Origin of the sequence: Pseudomonas sp. NPDC087690 (assembly GCF_044743175.1) — a bacterium.
Lineage (GTDB): Bacteria > Pseudomonadota > Gammaproteobacteria > Pseudomonadales > Pseudomonadaceae > Aquipseudomonas.
In genome coordinates, this window is sequence record NZ_JBIUVX010000002.1 from 580,857 (window position 1) to 598,864 (window position 18,008).

At 58.9% G+C, this 18,008-nt stretch carries 18 protein-coding genes; 8 read left to right on the forward strand and 10 right to left on the reverse strand.

All coding sequences use genetic code 11. From position 1 onward, the window contains the following. Positions 1–180: 180 nt before the first annotated feature. On the reverse strand, positions 181–534 hold the full coding sequence (locus ACIPIZ_RS06815) for a hypothetical protein (RefSeq protein ID WP_064119835.1): 354 nt from the start codon (positions 532–534) through the stop codon (positions 181–183). Between the two features lie 504 nt (positions 535–1,038). Here ACIPIZ_RS06815 and ACIPIZ_RS06820 point away from each other — a divergent pair. Continuing rightward, positions 1,039–5,934 (forward strand): NAD-glutamate dehydrogenase, encoded by a 4,896-nt coding sequence (locus tag ACIPIZ_RS06820; protein WP_401164641.1) that lies wholly within the window; start codon positions 1,039–1,041, stop codon positions 5,932–5,934. A gap of 165 nt (positions 5,935–6,099) precedes the next feature. Here the strand turns inward: ACIPIZ_RS06820 and ACIPIZ_RS06825 are convergent, their stop codons facing one another. The 4 genes from ACIPIZ_RS06825 to ACIPIZ_RS06840 all read right to left on the reverse strand — a co-directional run bounded on the left by ACIPIZ_RS06825 (position 6,100) and on the right by ACIPIZ_RS06840 (position 9,527). After that, positions 6,100–6,813, reverse strand: a complete 714-nt coding sequence (locus tag ACIPIZ_RS06825) for an ATPase (RefSeq protein WP_122660883.1) — start codon at positions 6,811–6,813, stop codon at positions 6,100–6,102. 218 nt (positions 6,814–7,031) lie between these two features. Continuing rightward, entirely contained in the window at positions 7,032–7,436 is a 405-nt protein-coding gene (locus ACIPIZ_RS06830; RefSeq protein WP_150647370.1) for a cupin domain-containing protein, read from the reverse strand. A 240-nt stretch (positions 7,437–7,676) separates the two neighbouring features. Beyond that, the gene (locus ACIPIZ_RS06835) at positions 7,677–7,970 is read right to left on the reverse strand and encodes a putative quinol monooxygenase (RefSeq protein ID WP_016984406.1); all 294 of its coding nucleotides are present in this window, start codon (positions 7,968–7,970) and stop codon (positions 7,677–7,679) included. Between the two features lie 123 nt (positions 7,971–8,093). Further along, on the reverse strand, positions 8,094–9,527 hold the full coding sequence (locus ACIPIZ_RS06840; RefSeq protein WP_105705057.1) for a PLP-dependent aminotransferase family protein: 1,434 nt from the start codon (positions 9,525–9,527) through the stop codon (positions 8,094–8,096). 310 nt (positions 9,528–9,837) lie between these two features. Between ACIPIZ_RS06840 and ACIPIZ_RS06845 the strand changes: the two genes are divergently transcribed. Further along, complete coding sequence (locus tag ACIPIZ_RS06845; protein WP_008087990.1) at positions 9,838–10,278, forward strand: carboxymuconolactone decarboxylase family protein; 441 nt, start codon at positions 9,838–9,840, stop codon at positions 10,276–10,278. 262 nt (positions 10,279–10,540) lie between these two features. Here the strand turns inward: ACIPIZ_RS06845 and ACIPIZ_RS06850 are convergent, their stop codons facing one another. Beyond that, positions 10,541–10,855 carry a hypothetical protein gene (locus tag ACIPIZ_RS06850; RefSeq protein WP_122660881.1) on the reverse strand — a complete coding sequence of 105 codons (315 nt, stop codon included), beginning with the start codon at positions 10,853–10,855 and terminating at the stop codon, positions 10,541–10,543. Between the two features lie 207 nt (positions 10,856–11,062). Here ACIPIZ_RS06850 and ACIPIZ_RS06855 point away from each other — a divergent pair, with 207 nt between their 5' ends. The 3 genes from ACIPIZ_RS06855 to ACIPIZ_RS06865 are packed head-to-tail and all read left to right on the forward strand — an operon-like array spanning position 11,063 to position 13,246. Beyond that, complete coding sequence (locus tag ACIPIZ_RS06855; RefSeq protein WP_095122850.1) at positions 11,063–11,728, forward strand: secretin and TonB N-terminal domain-containing protein; 666 nt, start codon at positions 11,063–11,065, stop codon at positions 11,726–11,728. After that, complete coding sequence (locus ACIPIZ_RS06860) at positions 11,725–12,276, forward strand: RNA polymerase sigma factor (protein ID WP_007913935.1); 552 nt, start codon at positions 11,725–11,727, stop codon at positions 12,274–12,276. The genes ACIPIZ_RS06855 and ACIPIZ_RS06860 overlap by 4 nt, the downstream gene beginning before the upstream one ends. A 31-nt stretch (positions 12,277–12,307) precedes the next feature. Further along, positions 12,308–13,246 carry a FecR family protein gene (locus ACIPIZ_RS06865; protein ID WP_401164646.1) on the forward strand — a complete coding sequence of 313 codons (939 nt, stop codon included), beginning with the start codon at positions 12,308–12,310 and terminating at the stop codon, positions 13,244–13,246. An 833-nt stretch (positions 13,247–14,079) separates the two neighbouring features. Here ACIPIZ_RS06865 and ACIPIZ_RS06870 read toward each other — a convergent pair. Together ACIPIZ_RS06870 and gspH are read right to left on the reverse strand one after the other, a co-directional pair. Continuing rightward, on the reverse strand, positions 14,080–14,688 hold the full coding sequence (locus ACIPIZ_RS06870) for a prepilin-type N-terminal cleavage/methylation domain-containing protein (RefSeq protein ID WP_401164648.1): 609 nt from the start codon (positions 14,686–14,688) through the stop codon (positions 14,080–14,082). Further along, a complete protein-coding gene (gene gspH / locus ACIPIZ_RS06875; RefSeq protein ID WP_038369315.1) occupies positions 14,685–15,131 on the reverse strand; it encodes a type II secretion system minor pseudopilin GspH in 447 nt (148 codons plus the stop codon). Before gspH ends, ACIPIZ_RS06870 begins: the two co-directional genes overlap by 4 nt. Positions 15,132–15,434: 303 nt before the next feature. On the opposite strand from gspH, the gene ACIPIZ_RS06880 reads away from it, so the two are divergent. Then, on the forward strand, positions 15,435–15,743 hold the full coding sequence (locus ACIPIZ_RS06880) for a hypothetical protein (RefSeq protein ID WP_401164650.1): 309 nt from the start codon (positions 15,435–15,437) through the stop codon (positions 15,741–15,743). 61 nt (positions 15,744–15,804) lie between these two features. On the opposite strand, the gene ACIPIZ_RS06885 is transcribed toward ACIPIZ_RS06880, so the two are convergent. Further along, positions 15,805–15,942 (reverse strand): hypothetical protein, encoded by a 138-nt coding sequence (locus ACIPIZ_RS06885; protein WP_401164653.1) that lies wholly within the window; start codon positions 15,940–15,942, stop codon positions 15,805–15,807. Positions 15,943–15,998: 56 nt separating this feature from the next. Beyond that, on the reverse strand, positions 15,999–16,070 hold the full coding sequence (locus tag ACIPIZ_RS06890) for a prepilin-type N-terminal cleavage/methylation domain-containing protein (protein WP_401164795.1): 72 nt from the start codon (positions 16,068–16,070) through the stop codon (positions 15,999–16,001). Positions 16,071–16,190: 120 nt separating this feature from the next. On the opposite strand from ACIPIZ_RS06890, the gene ACIPIZ_RS06895 reads away from it, so the two are divergent. Together ACIPIZ_RS06895 and ACIPIZ_RS06900 are read left to right on the forward strand one after the other, a co-directional pair. Next, positions 16,191–16,628 (forward strand): type II secretion system protein N, encoded by a 438-nt coding sequence (locus tag ACIPIZ_RS06895; RefSeq protein WP_401164655.1) that lies wholly within the window; start codon positions 16,191–16,193, stop codon positions 16,626–16,628. 236 nt (positions 16,629–16,864) lie between these two features. Next, complete coding sequence (locus ACIPIZ_RS06900; RefSeq protein ID WP_401164657.1) at positions 16,865–18,007, forward strand: toll/interleukin-1 receptor domain-containing protein; 1,143 nt, start codon at positions 16,865–16,867, stop codon at positions 18,005–18,007. The last annotated feature ends 1 nt before the right edge of the window (position 18,008 follow it).

An 18,008-nucleotide genomic window follows, 5' to 3' on the forward strand; every position in this document is an offset into this window, starting at 1 on the left:
CCTACAGGTGATTGCATTCCAATGTAGGAGCTGCCGCAGGCTGCGATCTTTTGGCTGTCTGTGAAGGCCTCATCGCTGGCAAGCCAGCTCCCACAGGTATTAGAGGTGTGCATGGATTTGTGCCAGACACCGATCACTGTGGGAGCTGGCTTGCCAGCGATGGGGCCAGTCCGGGCACCATCAAACTTCGTTGATGAACGTGCCAGTCCCATCAAGGATATTCGTCAAGGTCTCGACCACCTCATCCATATCCACCATATCCGGGTTAAAGCTGATCTCCAGCACATCATCCCCATTCAACGCATCAGCATCCGCCGCCGCGATCTCGATCTTCAGCAGCGTCGAAGTCAGCGTGACTTTCACCCCATCCAGCGTCGAAGGCTCGCCATCCAGGGTGATTTCCAGCTCATCCTCATCCGGATAACGGCTCATCAGGAACATGTCGCCCTTGTCGCTGTGGCAGCAGAGCATGGCCATGTTGTCTTCTTCGTCATCGCACGGGTTGACGATCAGTAGGGCGGTGGTCATTTGCATGGTCAATTCCTGCCTCGAGGGGCGTGTTGGTCGCTAATGGGCGCGATTCTGCCAGTCCTCGGGAATTTCTGCATGTGAGAGTGTCAGAGGATGTGTCGTGAACGCGACGTGGGTCAATGGTCATTTCTGGCACGCATGTACCGTAAAAACGGGCATTCAGACCAGCGTTTTGCGCCACGAGTGCTAGTGTTTACCGGTGTCAAACCCTCGGTTTACGTGCCAATGACCGAATATGTCGCAGCACCGCAAGCAGACACATTGTCGCACCCTTTAAGCTGCGCAACGGATGAGCACCCGTAAAGGCATTGTCGGCGACGCTGACAGTCGCTTTTGCAGATGCTCATTCAATGGAAGGTGAATGTGACCTCAGTGTCCCGTCCAGCTTCACCCACCTGTCCCCCTGTTTCCTCTGCCCGAGAATCAGGAACAGGGCGACACAAGCCCCGAAAGGGGTGTTGCACGCGACGCTTTCCATCAATAACAAGCTTAAGCGGAGTACCACAGATGGCGTTCTTCACCGCAGCCAGCAAAGCCGACTTCCAGCACCAACTGCAAGCGGCACTGGCGCAGCACATCAGTGAACAGGCACTGCCACAAGTGGCGCTGTTCGCTGAACAATTCTTCGGCATCATTTCTCTGGACGAGCTGACTCAACGTCGCCTCTCCGACCTCGCTGGCTGTACTCTTTCTGCGTGGCGCCTGCTTGAGCGCTTCGATCACGCGCAACCGCAAGTGCGCGTCTACAACCCTGATTACGAGCGTCATGGCTGGCAGTCGACCCACACCGCGGTCGAAGTGCTGCACCATGACCTGCCATTCCTCGTCGACTCGGTCCGTACCGAACTGAACCGTCGCGGCTACAGCATCCACACCCTGCAAACCACCGTGCTCAGCGTGCGTCGTGGCAGCAAGGGCGAGTTGCTGGAAATCCTGCCAAAAGGCAGCACCGGCGAAGGCGTTCTGCACGAATCGCTGATGTACCTGGAAATCGACCGCTGCGCCAACGCGGCCGAACTGAATGTGCTGAGCAAAGAGCTGGAACAGGTTCTCGGTGAAGTCCGCGTTGCGGTCGCCGATTTCGAGCCGATGAAAGCCAAGGTGCAGGAAATCCTCACCAAACTCGACAACAGCGCGTTCGCCGTCGATACCGACGAAAAGAACGAAATCAAGAGCTTCCTGGAATGGCTGGTGGGCAACCACTTCACCTTCCTCGGCTACGAAGAATTCGTAGTCACCGATCAGGCCGATGGCGGCCATATCGAGTACGACCAGAACTCCTTCCTCGGCCTGACCAAACTGCTGCGCACCGGCCTGACCTACGAAGACCTGCGCATCGAAGACTACGCCGTTGCCTACCTGCGCGAACCGACCCTGCTGTCGTTCGCCAAGGCTGCGCACCCAAGCCGTGTACACCGTCCGGCGTACCCGGACTACGTGTCGATCCGTGAAATCGACGCCGACGGCAAAGTCATCAAGGAACACCGCTTCATGGGCCTGTACACCTCCTCGGTGTATGGCGAGAGCGTGCGGGTCATCCCGTTCATCCGCCGCAAGGTCGAAGAAATCGAAACCCGCTCCGGCTTCCAGTCCAAGGCTCACCTGGGCAAGGAACTGGCGCAGGTGCTTGAAGTGTTGCCGCGTGATGACCTGTTCCAGACCCCGGTCGACGAACTGTTCACCACCGTGATGTCGATCGTGCAGATCCAGGAGCGCAACAAGATCCGCGTGTTCCTGCGCAAAGACCCGTACGGTCGCTTCTGCTACTGCTTGGCCTACGTGCCGCGCGACATCTATTCCACCGAAGTTCGCCAGAAGATCCAGCAAGTGCTGATGGAGCGCCTGAAGGCTTCCGACTGCGAATTCTGGACGTTCTTCTCTGAGTCGGTGCTGGCGCGCGTGCAGTTGATCCTGCGTGTCGACCCGAAAAACCGTCTCGACATCGACCCGGTGCTGCTGGAAAAAGAAGTCGTGCAAGCCTGCCGCAGCTGGCAGGACGACTACGCCGCACTGACCGTCGAAAGCTTCGGCGAAGCCCACGGCACCAACGTGCTGGCCGACTTCCCGAAAGGCTTCCCGGCCGGCTACCGCGAGCGTTTCGCAGCGCATTCGGCCGTGGTCGACATGCAGCACCTGCTGAGCCTCAACGAAAAAAATCCGCTGGTGATGAGCTTCTATCAGCCGCTCGGTCAGGTCTCCGGCCAGCGCGAGCTGCATTGCAAGCTGTACCACGCCGACACGCCGCTGGCGTTGTCCGACGTGCTGCCGATTCTGGAAAACCTCGGCCTGCGCGTACTGGGTGAATTCCCGTACCGTCTGCGTCACACCAATGGCCGCGAGTTCTGGATTCACGACTTCGCGTTCACTGCCGCTGAAGGCCTGGACCTCGACATCCAGCAACTCAACGACACCCTGCAGGACGCCTTCGTCCACATCGTCCGTGGCGACGCCGAAAACGATGCGTTCAACCGTCTGGTGCTGACCGCCGGCCTGCCATGGCGCGACGTGGCGCTGCTGCGTGCTTACGCGCGTTATCTGAAGCAGATTCGTCTGGGCTTCGATCTGGGCTACATCGCCAGCACCCTGAACAACCACACCGACATCGCTCGCGAGCTGACCCGGTTGTTCAAGACCCGCTTCTATCTGGCGCGCAAACTCAGCGACGACGATCTGGAAGACAAGCAACTGCGTCTGGAACAAGCGATTCTGACCGCACTGGACGACGTCCAGGTGCTCAACGAAGACCGCATCCTGCGTCGTTACCTCGACCTGATCAAAGCCACCCTGCGGACCAACTTCTACCAGACTGACGCCAACGGCCAGAACAAGTCGTACTTCAGCTTCAAGTTCAACCCGCACGCGATCCCTGAACTGCCGAAGCCAGTGCCGAAGTTCGAAATCTTCGTTTACTCGCCACGCGTTGAAGGCGTGCACCTGCGCTTCGGTAACGTTGCCCGTGGCGGTCTGCGCTGGTCCGACCGTGAAGAAGACTTCCGTACTGAAGTCCTCGGCCTGGTAAAAGCGCAACAAGTGAAGAACTCGGTCATCGTGCCAGTGGGTGCGAAGGGCGGCTTCCTGCCGCGTCGCCTGCCACTGGGCGGCAGCCGTGACGAGATCGCAGCCGAGGGCATCGCCTGCTACCGCATCTTCATTTCCGGCCTGTTGGACATCACCGACAACCTGAAAGACGGCGCGCTGGTGCCACCATTGAACGTGGTTCGCCACGACGATGACGACCCGTACCTGGTAGTGGCAGCGGACAAGGGCACTGCAACCTTCTCCGACATCGCCAACGGCATCGCCATCGACTACGGCTTCTGGCTGGGTGACGCGTTTGCGTCCGGTGGTTCGGCCGGTTACGACCACAAGAAAATGGGCATTACCGCCAAAGGCGCGTGGGTTGGCGTACAACGTCACTTCCGCGAGCGCGGCATCAATGTTCAGGAAGACAGCATCACTGTTGTCGGCGTCGGCGACATGGCCGGTGACGTGTTCGGTAACGGCCTGTTGATGTCCGACAAGCTGCAACTGGTCGCTGCCTTCAACCACCTGCACATCTTCATCGACCCGAACCCGAACCCGGCGACCAGCTTCGTCGAGCGTCAGCGCATGTTCGACCTGCCGCGTTCGGCCTGGACCGACTACGACACCAGCATCATGTCCGAAGGTGGCGGTATCTTCTCGCGCAGCGCGAAGAGCATCGCGATCTCCCCGCAGATGCAGGAACGCTTCGACATCAAGGCTGACAAGCTGACCCCGACCGAACTGCTGAACGCCTTGCTCAAGGCGCCGGTGGATCTGTTGTGGAACGGCGGTATCGGTACTTACGTCAAGGCCAGCACCGAAAGCCACGCCGATGTCGGCGACAAGGCCAACGATGCGTTGCGCGTGAACGGTAATGAGCTGCGCTGCAAAGTGGTGGGCGAGGGTGGTAACCTCGGCATGACCCAACTGGGTCGTGTGGAATTTGGTCTGAATGGCGGCGGTTCCAACACCGACTTCATCGACAACGCCGGTGGCGTGGACTGCTCCGACCACGAAGTGAACATCAAGATCCTGCTGAACGAAGTGGTTCAGGCCGGTGACATGACCGACAAGCAACGCAACCAGTTGCTGGCGAGCATGACCGACGAAGTCGGCAATCTGGTGCTGGGCAACAACTACAAGCAGACTCAGGCCCTGTCCCTGGCGGCGCGCCGCGCTTATGCGCGCATCGCTGAGTACAAGCGTCTGATGGGCGATCTGGAAGGCCGTGGCAAGCTGGACCGTGCCATCGAGTTCCTGCCGACCGAAGAGCAACTGGCCGAGCGTATTGCTGAAGGCCACGGTCTGACCCGTCCTGAGCTGTCGGTGCTGATCTCCTACAGCAAGATTGACCTCAAAGAGCAGCTGTTGGGCTCGTTGGTACCGGACGACGATTACCTGACCCGCGACATGGAAACGGCGTTCCCGCCGTCTCTGGTCAGCAAGTTCTCCGAAGCCATGCGTCGTCACCGTCTGAAGCGCGAGATCGTCAGCACCCAGATCGCCAACGACCTGGTCAACCACATGGGCATCACCTTCGTTCAGCGACTCAAAGAGTCGACCGGCATGAGCCCGGCGAACGTGGCCGGTGCTTACGTGATCGTGCGCGACATCTTCCACCTCCCGCACTGGTTCCGTCAGATCGAAGCGCTGGACTACCAGGTCAGCGCTGACGTGCAACTGGAGCTGATGGACGAGCTGATGCGTCTGGGTCGCCGCGCCACGCGCTGGTTCCTGCGTGCCCGCCGCAACGAGCAGAACGCTGCCCGTGATACCGCGCACTTCGGTCCACACCTGAAAGAGCTGGGTCTGAAGCTCGACGAACTGCTGAGCGGCGAAATCCGTGAAAACTGGCAGGCGCGTTATCAGGCGTACGTCGAGGCCGGTGTACCGGAATTGCTGGCGCGTATGGTCGCGGGCACCTCGCACCTGTACACCCTGTTGCCGATCATCGAAGCGTCCGACGTGACTGGCCAGGATCCGGCCGAAGTGGCCAAGGCTTACTTCGCCGTCGGCAGTGCGCTGGACATCACCTGGTACCTGCAACAGATCAGCGCGCTGCCGGTTGAAAACAACTGGCAAGCCCTGGCCCGTGAAGCGTTCCGTGACGATGTCGACTGGCAGCAACGTGCAATCACCATCTCCGTCCTGCAACAGGGCGACGGCACGCTGGACGTGGAAGCACGTCTGGCGCTGTGGATGGAACAGCACGAAAGCATGATCTCGCGCTGGCGCGCCATGCTGGTGGAAATCCGTGCGGCGAGCGGCACGGACTACGCCATGTATGCAGTGGCCAACCGTGAACTGCTGGACCTGGCGTTGAGCGGGCAGGCGGTAGTGCCTGCGGTTGCTGCGAATGCCGAGCTTGAACTGGCGTAAGTAGTGGCTGAATGAAAAAGCCCCGGTGTCGTGAGATGTCGGGGCTTTTTTATGTCTGAGGGTTTTTTGGTGGTTGTTATGGCGTCATCGCGAGCAGGCTCACTCCTACAGGGGGAGCGCATTCCAACTGTAGGAGTGAGCCTGCTCGCGATGGCGTTCTTTATATCAATACAACTTCTGACCTTGTTTACTATCCAGCATCGACACTTTATCCGCAGGCCTTGCGACCAAATTGTTGAGCGACTGGTCAAACTTCTGCAGCGCCCGAACTTGCACATCCTGCTGCTGATTAATATCGGCAACTATCTCTTCTGACCGCTTGAAGTCCGCCCATACTGGCGTCAACTCTCGCGCCTCTGAACCTTTCGCCGTACCGATATAGTTCAACTGCGTATCATAAAAATCGGCACTGACATCGGCTTTGATGTCGGAACTTCGCGAGGTGATCAATTGGCTATGGGTGTCGACAATCGCCGTCACATCCGGTCTGGCTGCGCGCAGACTTTGCATGTCCGGATACACCGTCACTGAGCCAAACTGGCGTTGCAGGGAGGCGTTAACCCAGTCCACCGCCATGTCCGGTTTTGAGCTGGCGACGTAGGCGTCGTGGATCGGCTGCACCAGCAGGCTCTGGCCGAAACCGGTGCCGGCGTTGGCCTGGTAATCGCGCAGGTATTCGCGGTTGGTCTGGGTGCTTGGGCTATAGACCACGCCCAACGACACGCCGGGACCGCTTTTTACCTGGGTGGCGCTGCTGCGGCCGGTGGGATGAGGGAGCAAGGTGTCGAGCGAGGAAACTGCTTTCGGCGCGGTGGGGACTGAACAGGCTGACAGAGCTAAAACCGATATCGCCAGTACACTGGTGAGCGCAAGTTTCATGGTGTTTCTCCCGTGAAACAACATCAGTCGGAAAGTTTGGAAATGCCGTCGGCGACGACAGTTAATTCAGACTAAACCCGCCAACCTGACAATTTGCTGAGTTAAAACGTGTTAGATAGTTTCATTTGCTGTAACCCGGCGCGGTTAATTGCGCCGGGAAATAAAAAGGCGCGAAACGATGATTTGCCCCCGTTTATTTATGGCTGGTTAAACAGCCATCAGTTTTTCAGCGGGATCAGCACTTGCTCATCCGGGGCCAGGACCATGAACACGAGCAACTTCGCAGGTTTGCTTTGGCTGGCATTTTTTGACACCAGATGCTCGGAGCCGGCCGGTTCGTACCAGAACTGGCCCTTTTTGTAGGTGATCGCCTGTTCGCCCTTCACCTGGGAAATCACTTCGCCTTCCAGCACATAAGCCATCGCCGTGCCATCGTGTTTATGGGCGATGGAGGACTGGCCGGGTTTGTAGTCGACCTCAATCATCATGGCTTTTTTGCCGGGGGCGTTTTTCAGCATCTGGTCTTGGAGGACGGTGACTTTTTCCGACGGGTCGTGGGCGAAAGCGGTCGAAGTGCAGAGGCTTAAGGCGAGGGCGGCAGCGAAGAAGGGCAGGGCTTTCATGGCGGGTTACCTGTGATAATCGGGGTGTTGCTGATCACAGTAGTCCGCGGGGCGGGGCATTCAAACGGCCAATATTCGGGAAGATCAGGTGACCAATCGGCGAGGGAGGCAGGAAGGTTATCGATGTGGCGCAATACGCTTTCGCGAGCAGGCTCGCTCCCACAGGTTCTGCGGTTGCTCACCTATCTTGTGAACAACCAATAACCCTGTGGGAGCGAGCCTGCTCGCGAAGGCGTCAGATCAGACGATAGGGAAACTGTTGAAATCCACGCTATTGGCCAGCCGGCTATCGATCAAGTCAATAAACCCCTGCGCCTCGGGCCGGTTGAAATGCGCCTGCATTGCCGCTTCCGACTGCCAGCGGGCACTGACCGTCCAGCGGTGGCTGTCCTCGGGGCAGCGGTCGACCAGGTAGGAATCGCAGCCCGGCGTCTCGCGCAGGGTTTCGACGATCTTCTGCAGTTGCCTGCCCAGTTCATCCGAGCGGCCGGCGGCAGCCTGCACCTGGACCGTATTGATCACTTCGTTGGACATTGCTCACACTCCTGAATCAGGCCGGACGAATCCTGCTCATTGAGGGATAACGCCTGTGCAGGATAGGCCTGCCGTCGTGAATCACCAATAACCAATCGGCAGTAAATGCGTTATACCAAAGGCTCATGACAGCTGTTCGAGGATGTCGCGCAGGCGATCCAGAGCGATATCGATGTCCAGCGTTTCGATGGCGCCGAAGCCGAAATACAGGCCGTTCTTCGCCGGTTGCTGATGATAGAAACCGTTGATCGAGTACAGCCCGACTTCGACCTTTTTCGCCAGTTCGATCACCAGCGGCAAGTCGATCGGCACCTTGCAGAACACCGCCATATGAAACCCGGCGCTGGCCGGCACTGCCTCAAGCCATGGCGACAAATCATCCGCCATGCGCGCGAGAATCCGCTCACGGCGCTGCGCATAAATCGCATGACAGCGGCGGATATGCTTGAGCAGGCAGCCCTCGGCGATGAACTTGGCCAGCGCCCATTGCGGCAGGGTCGAGGCGTGCAGATCGGTGAGTTGCTTGGCGCGGATCACCGCCTCGAGAATCGCCGGCGGCAGAATCGCATAGCCCAGACGCAACTCCGGCAGCAGGGTTTTCGAGAACGTGCCGACGTAGGCGACGATGCCGCGCTGATCGAGGTTGTACAGCGAATCGGTCGGCCGGCCTTCGTAGCGAAACTCGCTGTCATAGTCGTCCTCGATGATGATCGCGCCCAACTCATGAGCGCGGGCCAGCAAGGCTTCACGGCGCGCCTGACTCATCGGCATGCCCAGCGGAAACTGATGCGACGGCGTGACATAGATGAGGCGCGTGCCATCGGGAATGTGCTCGACCTGAATGCCCTCGGCATCCACCGGAATCCCGACCACCTCGGCGCCATGGGTGCCGAACAACAGGCGTGCCGGCGGATAACCCGGATCTTCCATGGCCACCAGGCTGCCAGGACGGATCAACACACGGGTGATCAGATCCAGCGCTTGCTGCGCGCCATTGCACACGACGATGTCTTCGTCCTGACAGTTGATCCCGCGGGAAAACGCGATGTGCCGGGCAATCGCATTGCGCAGCGCCGGCAGGCCTTCGGCGACACTGTAGAAACCCTTGGACTGGCTCATCTGGCGCATCGCATGGGCGACGCAGCGGCGCCAGTCATCCTGCGGGAACTGGCCCTTGCTGGTCGCGCCACCGATGAAGTCGTAACGCAGCGAGCCTTCCAGCGTCGGGTGACGCAGAAACACCGGCAGATTGCGCCAGCTCTCGATCACCTCGGCACTGGCCAGTTCGCTGTGGCTTTGCTTGCGTTGGATCTGCGCCGGGCGCGCGTTGACGTAAGTGCCTTTGCCGATCACCCCGGTGAGGAAGTTTTCGTAGGTCAGTTGCGCGTAGGTATCGGAAATGGTCTTGCGCGAGATGCCCAGTTGCTCGGCGAGCAGACGGCTGGGCGGCAATTGCGTGCCAGCGGCCAGACGCCCGGATTCGATGGCGCCGCGCAGCTGTTGATACAACTGACCGGCAAGATCCTTGCGGCCGTTGATCACGACGTGAAGTTCCATACCGACGAGGCTCCCGAGGCTAATTGGCGTGCGCGCCAGATTACCGCTGTTGCGGGACCTGCAATAGTTGCCTACCCGAAAAACCCAAAATTGGCCTAGATCCCTGTAGGAGTGAGCCTGCTCGCGATGACGGTGGCACATCCGACATCAATGTTGCCTGACACACCGCTATCGCGAGCAGGCTCACTCCTACAGGGATTTGTGTTTGGCGGGGATGCAGTGGTGTAGCGGTTTTCCGTGCAATTGGGGCTGTAATGCATGGCTGCCGGCGTTTACGGTGAAGTCATTATTCCGTCCACCGAGAACCGCCATGTCCCCGCGCCTGGATTACTACAACGCTTCGCCCAAGGCGATGAAAGCGATGATTGCCATGGAGGCGCTGACCGCCAACCTCAGTATCGAACAGCCGTTGCTGCAACTGATCCGCATCCGCGCCTCACAGCTCAACGGCTGCGCCTTTTGCACCGACATGCACTCGGTGGATGCGCGACGGGCCGGGGAGAGTGATCGGCGTTTGTATGCGATTGCGGTGTGGCGCGACAGCAACTTCTTCAACCCGCGCGAGCGTGCGGCGTTGGCTTGGGCCGAGGCGGTGACGTTGTTGGCGGAGAGCCGTGTGCCCGATGAGGTGTATCAGCAGGCCCGCGAGCAATTCAGCGAAGGCGAACTGGTCGACCTGACTATGGCCGTGACCACCATCAACAGTTGGAATCGCCTCGCAGTAAGCTTCCGCCAAACCCCAAGCGATTGAGCCCCCGATGATCGTTCCCACGCTCTGCGTGGGAATGCCTCAACGGACGCTCCGCGTTCGGCTCCGGATGGGACGCAGAGCGTCCCGGGCTGCATTCCCACGCGGAGCGTGGGAACGATCGGTAAGCGACTGAACACCACAGGATCGTTCCCACGCTCTGCGTGGGAATGCCTCAGCGGACGCTCTGCGTTCGGCTCTGGATGGGACGCGGAGCGTCCCGGGCTGCATTCCCACGCGGAGCGTGGGAACGATCGGTGGCGTGTCATTGCGGTGGGCGTTGCGGTTTCACCGAGGTGCCAAAGGTATTGCCCATCCGCGTACTGGTCGCCGCCGGTGTCGCCAGGCCAACCTGATTTGGCGGCCGCTTGTTCACCGGCACATTCAGCGCCTCTTGATTCTTCTCCGCCGCCGCAGCGCCTTCGGGATTGTTGCCCATCTGCTGGCTCAGACAATCGTAATTCGGCGCCTTGTAACCGCCAACCGTCACCTCGACACAGCCCAATGGCTGCTCGGCATAGGCGCTCGACAGCGCCATCAACATCAGCCCGCCAAGGCTTAATCGCCACAGTGTGTTCATGCTCGCCTCCTGGCCGGCCCGATGGGGCCGCGCTATGGCTTGAGTCTAGTGCAAGCCGTGCGCAATTCCCGTGATGGTTTTTTTGCACCGCCCGTCACACCAGATTCATAAACAGCCCTCAGGATGACGATTTCCAAGGATTCGTCAGCCGTGCAGCGAGGCAATTCCACGGACGGTTTTCAGCGTTCAACGAGGCTTGTGCGCCGGATGTGTCTGGGGTGGCTGCTTGGCTGTGCGGCGGGCCATGCAATGGCCGATGCGGTGCCGGCGGACCTGCGCATGACGCTGCACATTCCGGCACAGGATCTGGCGCACGCGCTGGATCAGTACAGCCACGCCACGGGCGTTGCGGTGCTGGTCGACAGTCAGTTGAGTCGCGGTCGTCGTTCGCTCGCGGTGGACGGTGAATACACCGCCGCCGATGCCTTGCGTCGGTTGCTCGGCGGCAGTGGTTTGATGGCGCGTTATGCCCGCGACGATGCGTTTACGTTGCAAGTGGCGCAGGTCGAAGACGTGCCGGCGCCGCCGCAAAAACAGACGCCGGAAAGCGTCGCGGTCAACCGCAGTTACGCGACAGCGGTGCAAGCGGCGATCGAGCGCAATCTGTGCCGCTCGCCGCTGACCCGTCCGGGCAGTTATCGCGCGGTGTTGCAGGTCTGGGTCGGCCGCGACGGCTTGGTGCAGCACAACCGGTTGGTCACTTCGACCGGTGATGTACGGCGCGACAACGCGCTGGTGGAAAGTTTTCGCAATCTCAAAATCGACCGGCCGACGCCCAGCGCCTTGCGTCAGCCGGTCACGTTGCTGTTGTTACCGGAGTCGTCAGGGAAACGCATGGAATGCACCAAATGGGAAGGAGTTTCCGGGGGATGAAAGACACCGGACAAGGTTCGATGGTCCAACTGTTCCTGACGTCCTACGAGGACTTTCGGGTGCGCCTGCGCAGGCGTCTCGGTTCGGAAGATCTGGCCAACGACGTGCTGCACGAAACCTACCTGCGCGTCGACCGTATGGAGACGCCGCCGAACGTCCTGCGGCCCAATGCTTACCTCTACCGCATGGCCCTGAACATCGCCGCCGACCGCCGTCAGGCCGACGCGCGCCTGCTCACCGGCGAGGAAGTCGAAGAGCTGCTGCAAATCGGCGACGAAGCCCTCGATCCCGCGCGAGTAGTCGGTGGGCAGAAGGAAATCCAGTCGCTGCTCAGTGCGTTGTACGAGCTGCCCGCACGGCGCCGGAAGATCTTCATCGCGGCGCGTCTGGAGGAGGCGCCGCATCTGGAAATCTCGCAGCGCTTCGGCATTTCCACGCGCATGGTCGAGAAGGAAATCAAAGCCGCGTTGGGCTTCTGCGCCGCGAAACTGGAAAGAAAAGTGTTTCAGCGGTTCGGTCGCGGGGCCGGAAAACCGTCTTCTGAATAGTGCCCGATCAATTCGTTGAGAATCTGCGCGTTTGAACATCTTTCGACTGACACCTGCCGAGCCATCGGCGGCCGACAATCTGCACAGCGAAGCCCGCGACTGGCTGGTCCTGCTGACCTCCGGCCGCGCCACCGTGGCCGACGCCCGCGCCTTGCGCGAATGGTGCGCCCGGAGTGCCGAGCATGCCCGCGCGTTCGAAGAGGCCAAGGTGTTGTGGCACAACTTGCAACCCGCCGCGCAAGGCATACAAGCACCGCGTGGGTTTGGCCGTCGTGCTTTTCTCGGTGGGGCGATTGCTGCGTCGGCGGCGTTTTTGCTGGTGCGCGGGACGATTCCTGGTGGCTTTGAAGGGCTGGGCGCGGACTACATCACTGAAGTTGGCCAGCAGCGGCGTTTTGAACCTGTGCAGGGTGTGAGTCTGGAGCTGAACACTCAGACGCGGATTAATCAGCGTGCGGTGTCTGACGGTGTGCAGGGGTTTGAGTTGGTCAGTGGTGAGGTTGAAGTGCAGACCGCGCGGTTGCCGTTGGCGATGCAGGCTGGGGGAGGGTGGTTGCGTGCGAGTCAGGGGCGGTTCAATTTGCGTAATACCGATCAGCAGGTGTGTGTGACTTGTCTTGATGGTGCGGTTGAAGTGGATGTTGAAGGTCGTAGTCTGCGTCTTGAACCGGGGCAGCAGGTGACCTATGACGCGCGGCAGGTTGGCAGTGTGCAAAGCGTCGACACAGCCGTCGTGATGAACTGGCGCCAACAAGTGTTGGTGTTTAACGGCGCCACGCTGAGCCAGATGATTGATGAGATCAATCGGTATCGGCCGGGGATGTTGTTGTTGCTTAATCGTCAGCTTGGGCAGCGGCGGGTGCAGGCGCGCTTTAGCCTTGACCAACTTGCTGGCGTTGCATTGCTGATTCGCGATGCTTATGGCGTCAAATGCACTGAGCTGCCGGGTGGCGTCGTTGTTTTGAGTTAGTGGGGTTGATTGGGTACATATCCGTTGCTGCGGTAACGGCGGCTTAGGGTTCCGCCCTTACGGCGGGTCACTTTTGACAAACGCCTCAAAAGTAACCAAAAACGCTTGCTCCTACGTCCGGCCCGCTCGCTAAAGCTCGGGGTTCCTTCGCTCCGGGATCCATCCGGGCGCATCGCCTACGGTTTGCTTCGCTGCACCTCCTCTCGATGCATTTGGCTGCGCCAAACGGTCGCTGCGCTCCCACCCCCGGATGAATCCCTCCACTCAGCCTTCCGACGTCGCCCGTGGATCAAGATCAAAAGCTGCAGCCGAGCTAACGCTCATCCTGTTGAGTGGGGCGGCTTTGCCGCTTGGGTTGTACGCACATTAAAACGGTGGGAGCGAGCTTGCTCGCGAAGACGGCCTGCCAGCCGACCAATCTCTTGCTGATGTACCCGATCCAACTGTAGGAGTGAGCCTGCTCGCGATGACGGCCTCACAGCCAACCAATCCCCAACTGACTGCCCCCAATCCCTGTGGGAGCTGGCTTGCCAGCGATGGCGGCCTACCAGCCAACCAATCTCATTGCTGATGTACTCGATCCAACTGTAGGAGTGAGCCTGCTCGCGATGACGACCTCACAGCCAACCAACCCCCAACTGACTGCCCCCGATCCAATTGTAGGAGTGAGCCTGCTCGCGATGACGGCCTCACAGCCAACCAATCCCCAACTGACGACCCCCAATCCCAATGTAGGAGCTGCCGAAGGCTGCGATCTTTTGATCTGCAAAATCAAAGTCAAAAGATCGCAGCCTTCGGCAGCTCCTACACGGATATCCACATTGCAGCCAGTATCACTCCAACGGCCCAATCACCTGCCGATACTTCTCCACCCCCTGCGCCGTCCCCCGACTCAACCGAATCTCCAACCCCAACGGATCCTCCCGCCGATTCCCACTCAACTGCCGCCACCCCTTATCCACCTCCCAAACCCGCACCTGCACATCACTGACATCATTCAAAACAGCAACCCCATTCCCAGGCGCCGGCAACGGATACCGACTCCGCGCCTCAGCCACCGCCCGATACAACGTGTCGCCCTTGACCCACCACCGCACCCGCTGCAACGCCCCCGGCTGATCCGCCGCCGTGCGAATGATGTCCAGCCGAAACCCCTTACTGTCGCTACTGCGCACAGTCAAAGCGGGCGGGGCGCTCGGCGGCTCATCATCCACCCCAACCTTCCTCGGCTCGGTCAACTCAACCCCCGCCCGCATCTCCACATCCCGCTGCAACTGATTCAGCGCCCGCAACAAACCGTCTCTCTGCTCACTGCTCGCCTGCAAATGACTGTCCGCCCGCGTCACACTGTCGAGCCCCCGCCAGGCAATCAGACTCACCACCGCCATCAGCAAAATCGCGACCATCACCTCAATCAACGTAAACCCCTGCTGGCGCTTCATTGCAGGCTGATCCTTCCACTGCCATCACGCAGCACACTCAAACGATTCAAACCATCCGACAACGTCAATTGCAGCGGCGGATTGATCCACTCAGCGTTCAGCACGACCTTCTGTTTCGGCTCCACCCGCACCTCCATCTTCGGACTCTGCCAGGCACGCGGTCGCAACTGCGGATCCTGCGCGAAATGATCAAACCCCTTGCCACTGTCACTGCGCCGACTAAACCGAAACCCCTTGGCATCACTCACCCACACAATCGGCCGGCCATCCGCGCGGGCCTCGGCCTGCGCCACCTGCAGCAACTGCGCCACGCGCTCGGCATCCTTGCGCAGCAACTGCAACGGATCGGGCTTGATACTCAGGCTGATCGCCGCACTGGCGATGCCGATGATCACCAGCACCACCATCAACTCGATCAGCGTAAAACCCTCTTGCCTGTTCATCGCGCGCGCGCTCCTTTGCGTCCTGCGCCATCGTGCACGGCCAACATGTAAGGCGTGTGAAATAAAACGGAGAGAATTGCCGCGTAGGCTGACAGCAGGGATAAAAAGGAGATTCAACCCATGACATTCACCGCACGCGTTTCCCCACCTGAAATGGTCCAGATACTCGCGCTGACCGACCCTGAGTGATGACGATCGCTCGTCGGAAAAGGACCGCTACCTGTCAGATCTGACAGGTGTGCATTTGCGTTTTTCAGCGTTGAATTACTCCGTCCCATTTATCTCACTATCGGAGTTTTCACCATGTCGACATCCCAATCCAATGCAATCGTACCCACTATCGTTTCGGTCAAAGGAGCCAACGGCGTTGAAATTGCGAATGGCGCTAAAACCACCGAGACCAGCGTGAGACTTGCCGGTAACGCGCAACCAGCGCAGCAAGTTGAAGTGTTTGATAGCAATTTAGCCAAAGGTAAAGTCGCTGTTGATCCAACGGGGAACTGGACCTTTTCCTTGACTAATTTGAGCGTGGGTTTGCACAGCATTACAGCCAAGGCCGCTGTTGGAGAAGCGTCCCAGCCTCGGACCTTCACCGTGGTTCCAAACAAGTAAGCTTAAAAAACTGGCTCCTGGCCTGGCCCTCTTCTAAATATGAGGGCCAGGCTCAGGAGCTTTATGGGCTGCCCAGCACGGTATCGAGTGTGGCCAACGGTAGCGCCTCCTGACTACGGTCAAACAACTGAATGCCAACCTTGAGCAACCGCCCATTCCCCGCCGCGCCAATGACCTGTTCATAGCGCAACAACCGCATAACCCGGCCATGCGAACTTCGCATTCAGGGCCATCGAACGCTCATTGCTCCGTGCCTCAAACCGGCCCCACGATGATCACCAGCACCACCATCAACTCGATCAGCGTAAAACCCTCTTGCCTGTTCATCGCGTGCGCGCTCCTTTGCGTCCTGCGCCATCGTGCACGGCCAACATGTAAGGCGTGTGAAATAAAACGGAGAGAATTGCCGCGTAGGCTGGCAGCAGGGATAAAAAGGAGATTCAACCCATGACCTTCACCGCACGCGTTTCCCCACCCCAAATGGTCCAGGCCCTCGCACTGCTCGCAGCGCTGGTCGGCGTAGCGACGTGGTCGTCGCTGCTGCTGACCTCCGCCGAATCCCACACCCCGGCAGCGGCCCCGCAGTTGTTGGCGGCACGCAGTGATAGCCCGGCGTTGCAGTGGTTTTCCAATCAAACGGCGCCGATGGACATCAAGGTGAGCGGGGTGATGGCGGGGAGTCGGGGGGCGGTGGCGATACTGAGCCTGAACGATGGGCCACCGAGGAGTTTTTTGCAGGGGGAGAAGGTGGGGCCTGGGGTGAAGTTGGTGGCGGTGGCGGTGGAGGGGGATGGGGTGGTGATTGAGCAGGGTGGGGAGAGGGTAAGGTTGGGGGTGGAGAGGTTGGTGGAGGGGCCAGAGTTGCCGAAGATGACTCGGCACTGATTTGCGGGGCAAAACTTACGTTCTCTTGGTGGTTAGAGTGATAGTTCAATTACCTCTACGACTGAAGGGAATGGAGAAGCAAAGTTTATTTGTGTGTTTTTTCGACGGATCACTGCTGTTCGAATCTGCGTAGCAAATTCGGGTCGATTCAGCCTGCTTGCCGATTTTCTGTTTCTTTGTTCATATGGGTAAGCATTTCGACCAACAACGTTGCCGCTGAAATCACAAGGAAGAGTATGGCCGCCCTCTACCAACTCGCAGTGCTTGGCTCACCCACGCCCGCCCAGATTTATGAACTCGAAGAAATCGTCGAATCTGCGGTTGGCATGTTCAATCTACGATTAGGCAATGAAGTTGGGTGGGAGATACGCCCGGAAGCGTTCAATCCCGACCAACAGTGCTCGTCTGCTGCGGTGTTTTTCGGTGGTGAGAGCCCTCCTCTCGGCAATATAGTCAAGCTACTGGAACGAGGCATCCCGATACTTCCAATAGCGTCCAACGTTGAGAGCGTGAACGCCGAGATTCCTGAATTACTGCGTCCTATCAACTGTTTAGCCTATACCCCAAATGGGCCACAAAGAATCGCCACCGCGTTACTCGAGTGTGCAGGATTACTACCTCGCCAGCGTCGAGTATTTGTAAGCTACCGCCGAAGCGAGGCCCGTGAGGCAGCGTTACAACTCTTCGATGCATTGTCCGCTCGATTATTCGATGTATTTCTCGATACGCATGGTATTGCACCTGCGGAGGATTTTCAGACGATGCTATGGCATCGACTTTGCGATTCCGACGTTCTGGTAATGCTTGACACACCTGGCTATTTTGAAAGCCGATGGACTAGCGCAGAGTTTGGACGGGCCTTGGCTAAAGGCATTAGCGTATTACGGGTAGGTTGGCCCGACTGCACGCCATCTTTGCGAACATCCACAGCCAGTCGTGCTGAGTTGTTAGCTGAAGAAGTGGATGATGCTACAGGGCGCCTTGCAGAAAGCGCCGTAGAGCGAATCTGCTTGCAGATCGAAGAGGTTCGTAGTCAAAGCCATGCAGTGCGTTCTTTAAATTTAGTGAGTAATTTGCGTAACGCTATTCAAACTATTGGCGGACAGTTCATCGGAGTTGGACCTAACAAGGCGGTCTATATCCAACTTCCAGACGGACGAAATGTTGTCGTTTATCCTACAGTAGGTGTTCCAACGTCGACCACGTTGCACGATGCGTCCAGCAATTCGCCAGATCAATCAGTCGCCGTTGTATACGATCATGTTGGATTACACCCCCGATGGCAGGGTCATTTAGACTGGCTTGGGCAGCACATTCGCTCTGCAAGATGGGTCAAAGCTAGCGAAGCCGGATGGCAATTTGCAGACTGGGAGGTTTAAA

What these genes read in the sequence shown, in the direction of transcription:
- ACIPIZ_RS06815 (WP_064119835.1), bottom strand. Translation starts at nt 534, where the DNA reads ATGCAAATGACCACCGCCCTACTGATCGTCAACCCGTGCGATGACGAA.
- ACIPIZ_RS06820 (WP_401164641.1), top strand. Translation starts at nt 1,039, where the DNA reads ATGGCGTTCTTCACCGCAGCCAGCAAAGCCGACTTCCAGCACCAACTG.
- ACIPIZ_RS06825 (WP_122660883.1), bottom strand. Translation starts at nt 6,813, where the DNA reads ATGAAACTTGCGCTCACCAGTGTACTGGCGATATCGGTTTTAGCTCTG.
- ACIPIZ_RS06830 (WP_150647370.1), bottom strand. Translation starts at nt 7,436, where the DNA reads ATGAAAGCCCTGCCCTTCTTCGCTGCCGCCCTCGCCTTAAGCCTCTGC.
- ACIPIZ_RS06835 (WP_016984406.1), bottom strand. Translation starts at nt 7,970, where the DNA reads ATGTCCAACGAAGTGATCAATACGGTCCAGGTGCAGGCTGCCGCCGGC.
- ACIPIZ_RS06840 (WP_105705057.1), bottom strand. Translation starts at nt 9,527, where the DNA reads ATGGAACTTCACGTCGTGATCAACGGCCGCAAGGATCTTGCCGGTCAG.
- ACIPIZ_RS06845 (WP_008087990.1), top strand. Translation starts at nt 9,838, where the DNA reads ATGTCCCCGCGCCTGGATTACTACAACGCTTCGCCCAAGGCGATGAAA.
- ACIPIZ_RS06850 (WP_122660881.1), bottom strand. Translation starts at nt 10,855, where the DNA reads ATGAACACACTGTGGCGATTAAGCCTTGGCGGGCTGATGTTGATGGCG.
- ACIPIZ_RS06855 (WP_095122850.1), top strand. Translation starts at nt 11,063, where the DNA reads ATGTGTCTGGGGTGGCTGCTTGGCTGTGCGGCGGGCCATGCAATGGCC.
- ACIPIZ_RS06860 (WP_007913935.1), top strand. Translation starts at nt 11,725, where the DNA reads ATGAAAGACACCGGACAAGGTTCGATGGTCCAACTGTTCCTGACGTCC.
- ACIPIZ_RS06870 (WP_401164648.1), bottom strand. Translation starts at nt 14,688, where the DNA reads ATGAAGCGCCAGCAGGGGTTTACGTTGATTGAGGTGATGGTCGCGATT.
- gspH (WP_038369315.1), bottom strand. Translation starts at nt 15,131, where the DNA reads ATGAACAGGCAAGAGGGTTTTACGCTGATCGAGTTGATGGTGGTGCTG.
- ACIPIZ_RS06880 (WP_401164650.1), top strand. Translation starts at nt 15,435, where the DNA reads ATGTCGACATCCCAATCCAATGCAATCGTACCCACTATCGTTTCGGTC.
- ACIPIZ_RS06885 (WP_401164653.1), bottom strand. Translation starts at nt 15,942, where the DNA reads ATGCGGTTGTTGCGCTATGAACAGGTCATTGGCGCGGCGGGGAATGGG.
- ACIPIZ_RS06895 (WP_401164655.1), top strand. Translation starts at nt 16,191, where the DNA reads ATGACCTTCACCGCACGCGTTTCCCCACCCCAAATGGTCCAGGCCCTC.
- ACIPIZ_RS06900 (WP_401164657.1), top strand. Translation starts at nt 16,865, where the DNA reads ATGGCCGCCCTCTACCAACTCGCAGTGCTTGGCTCACCCACGCCCGCC.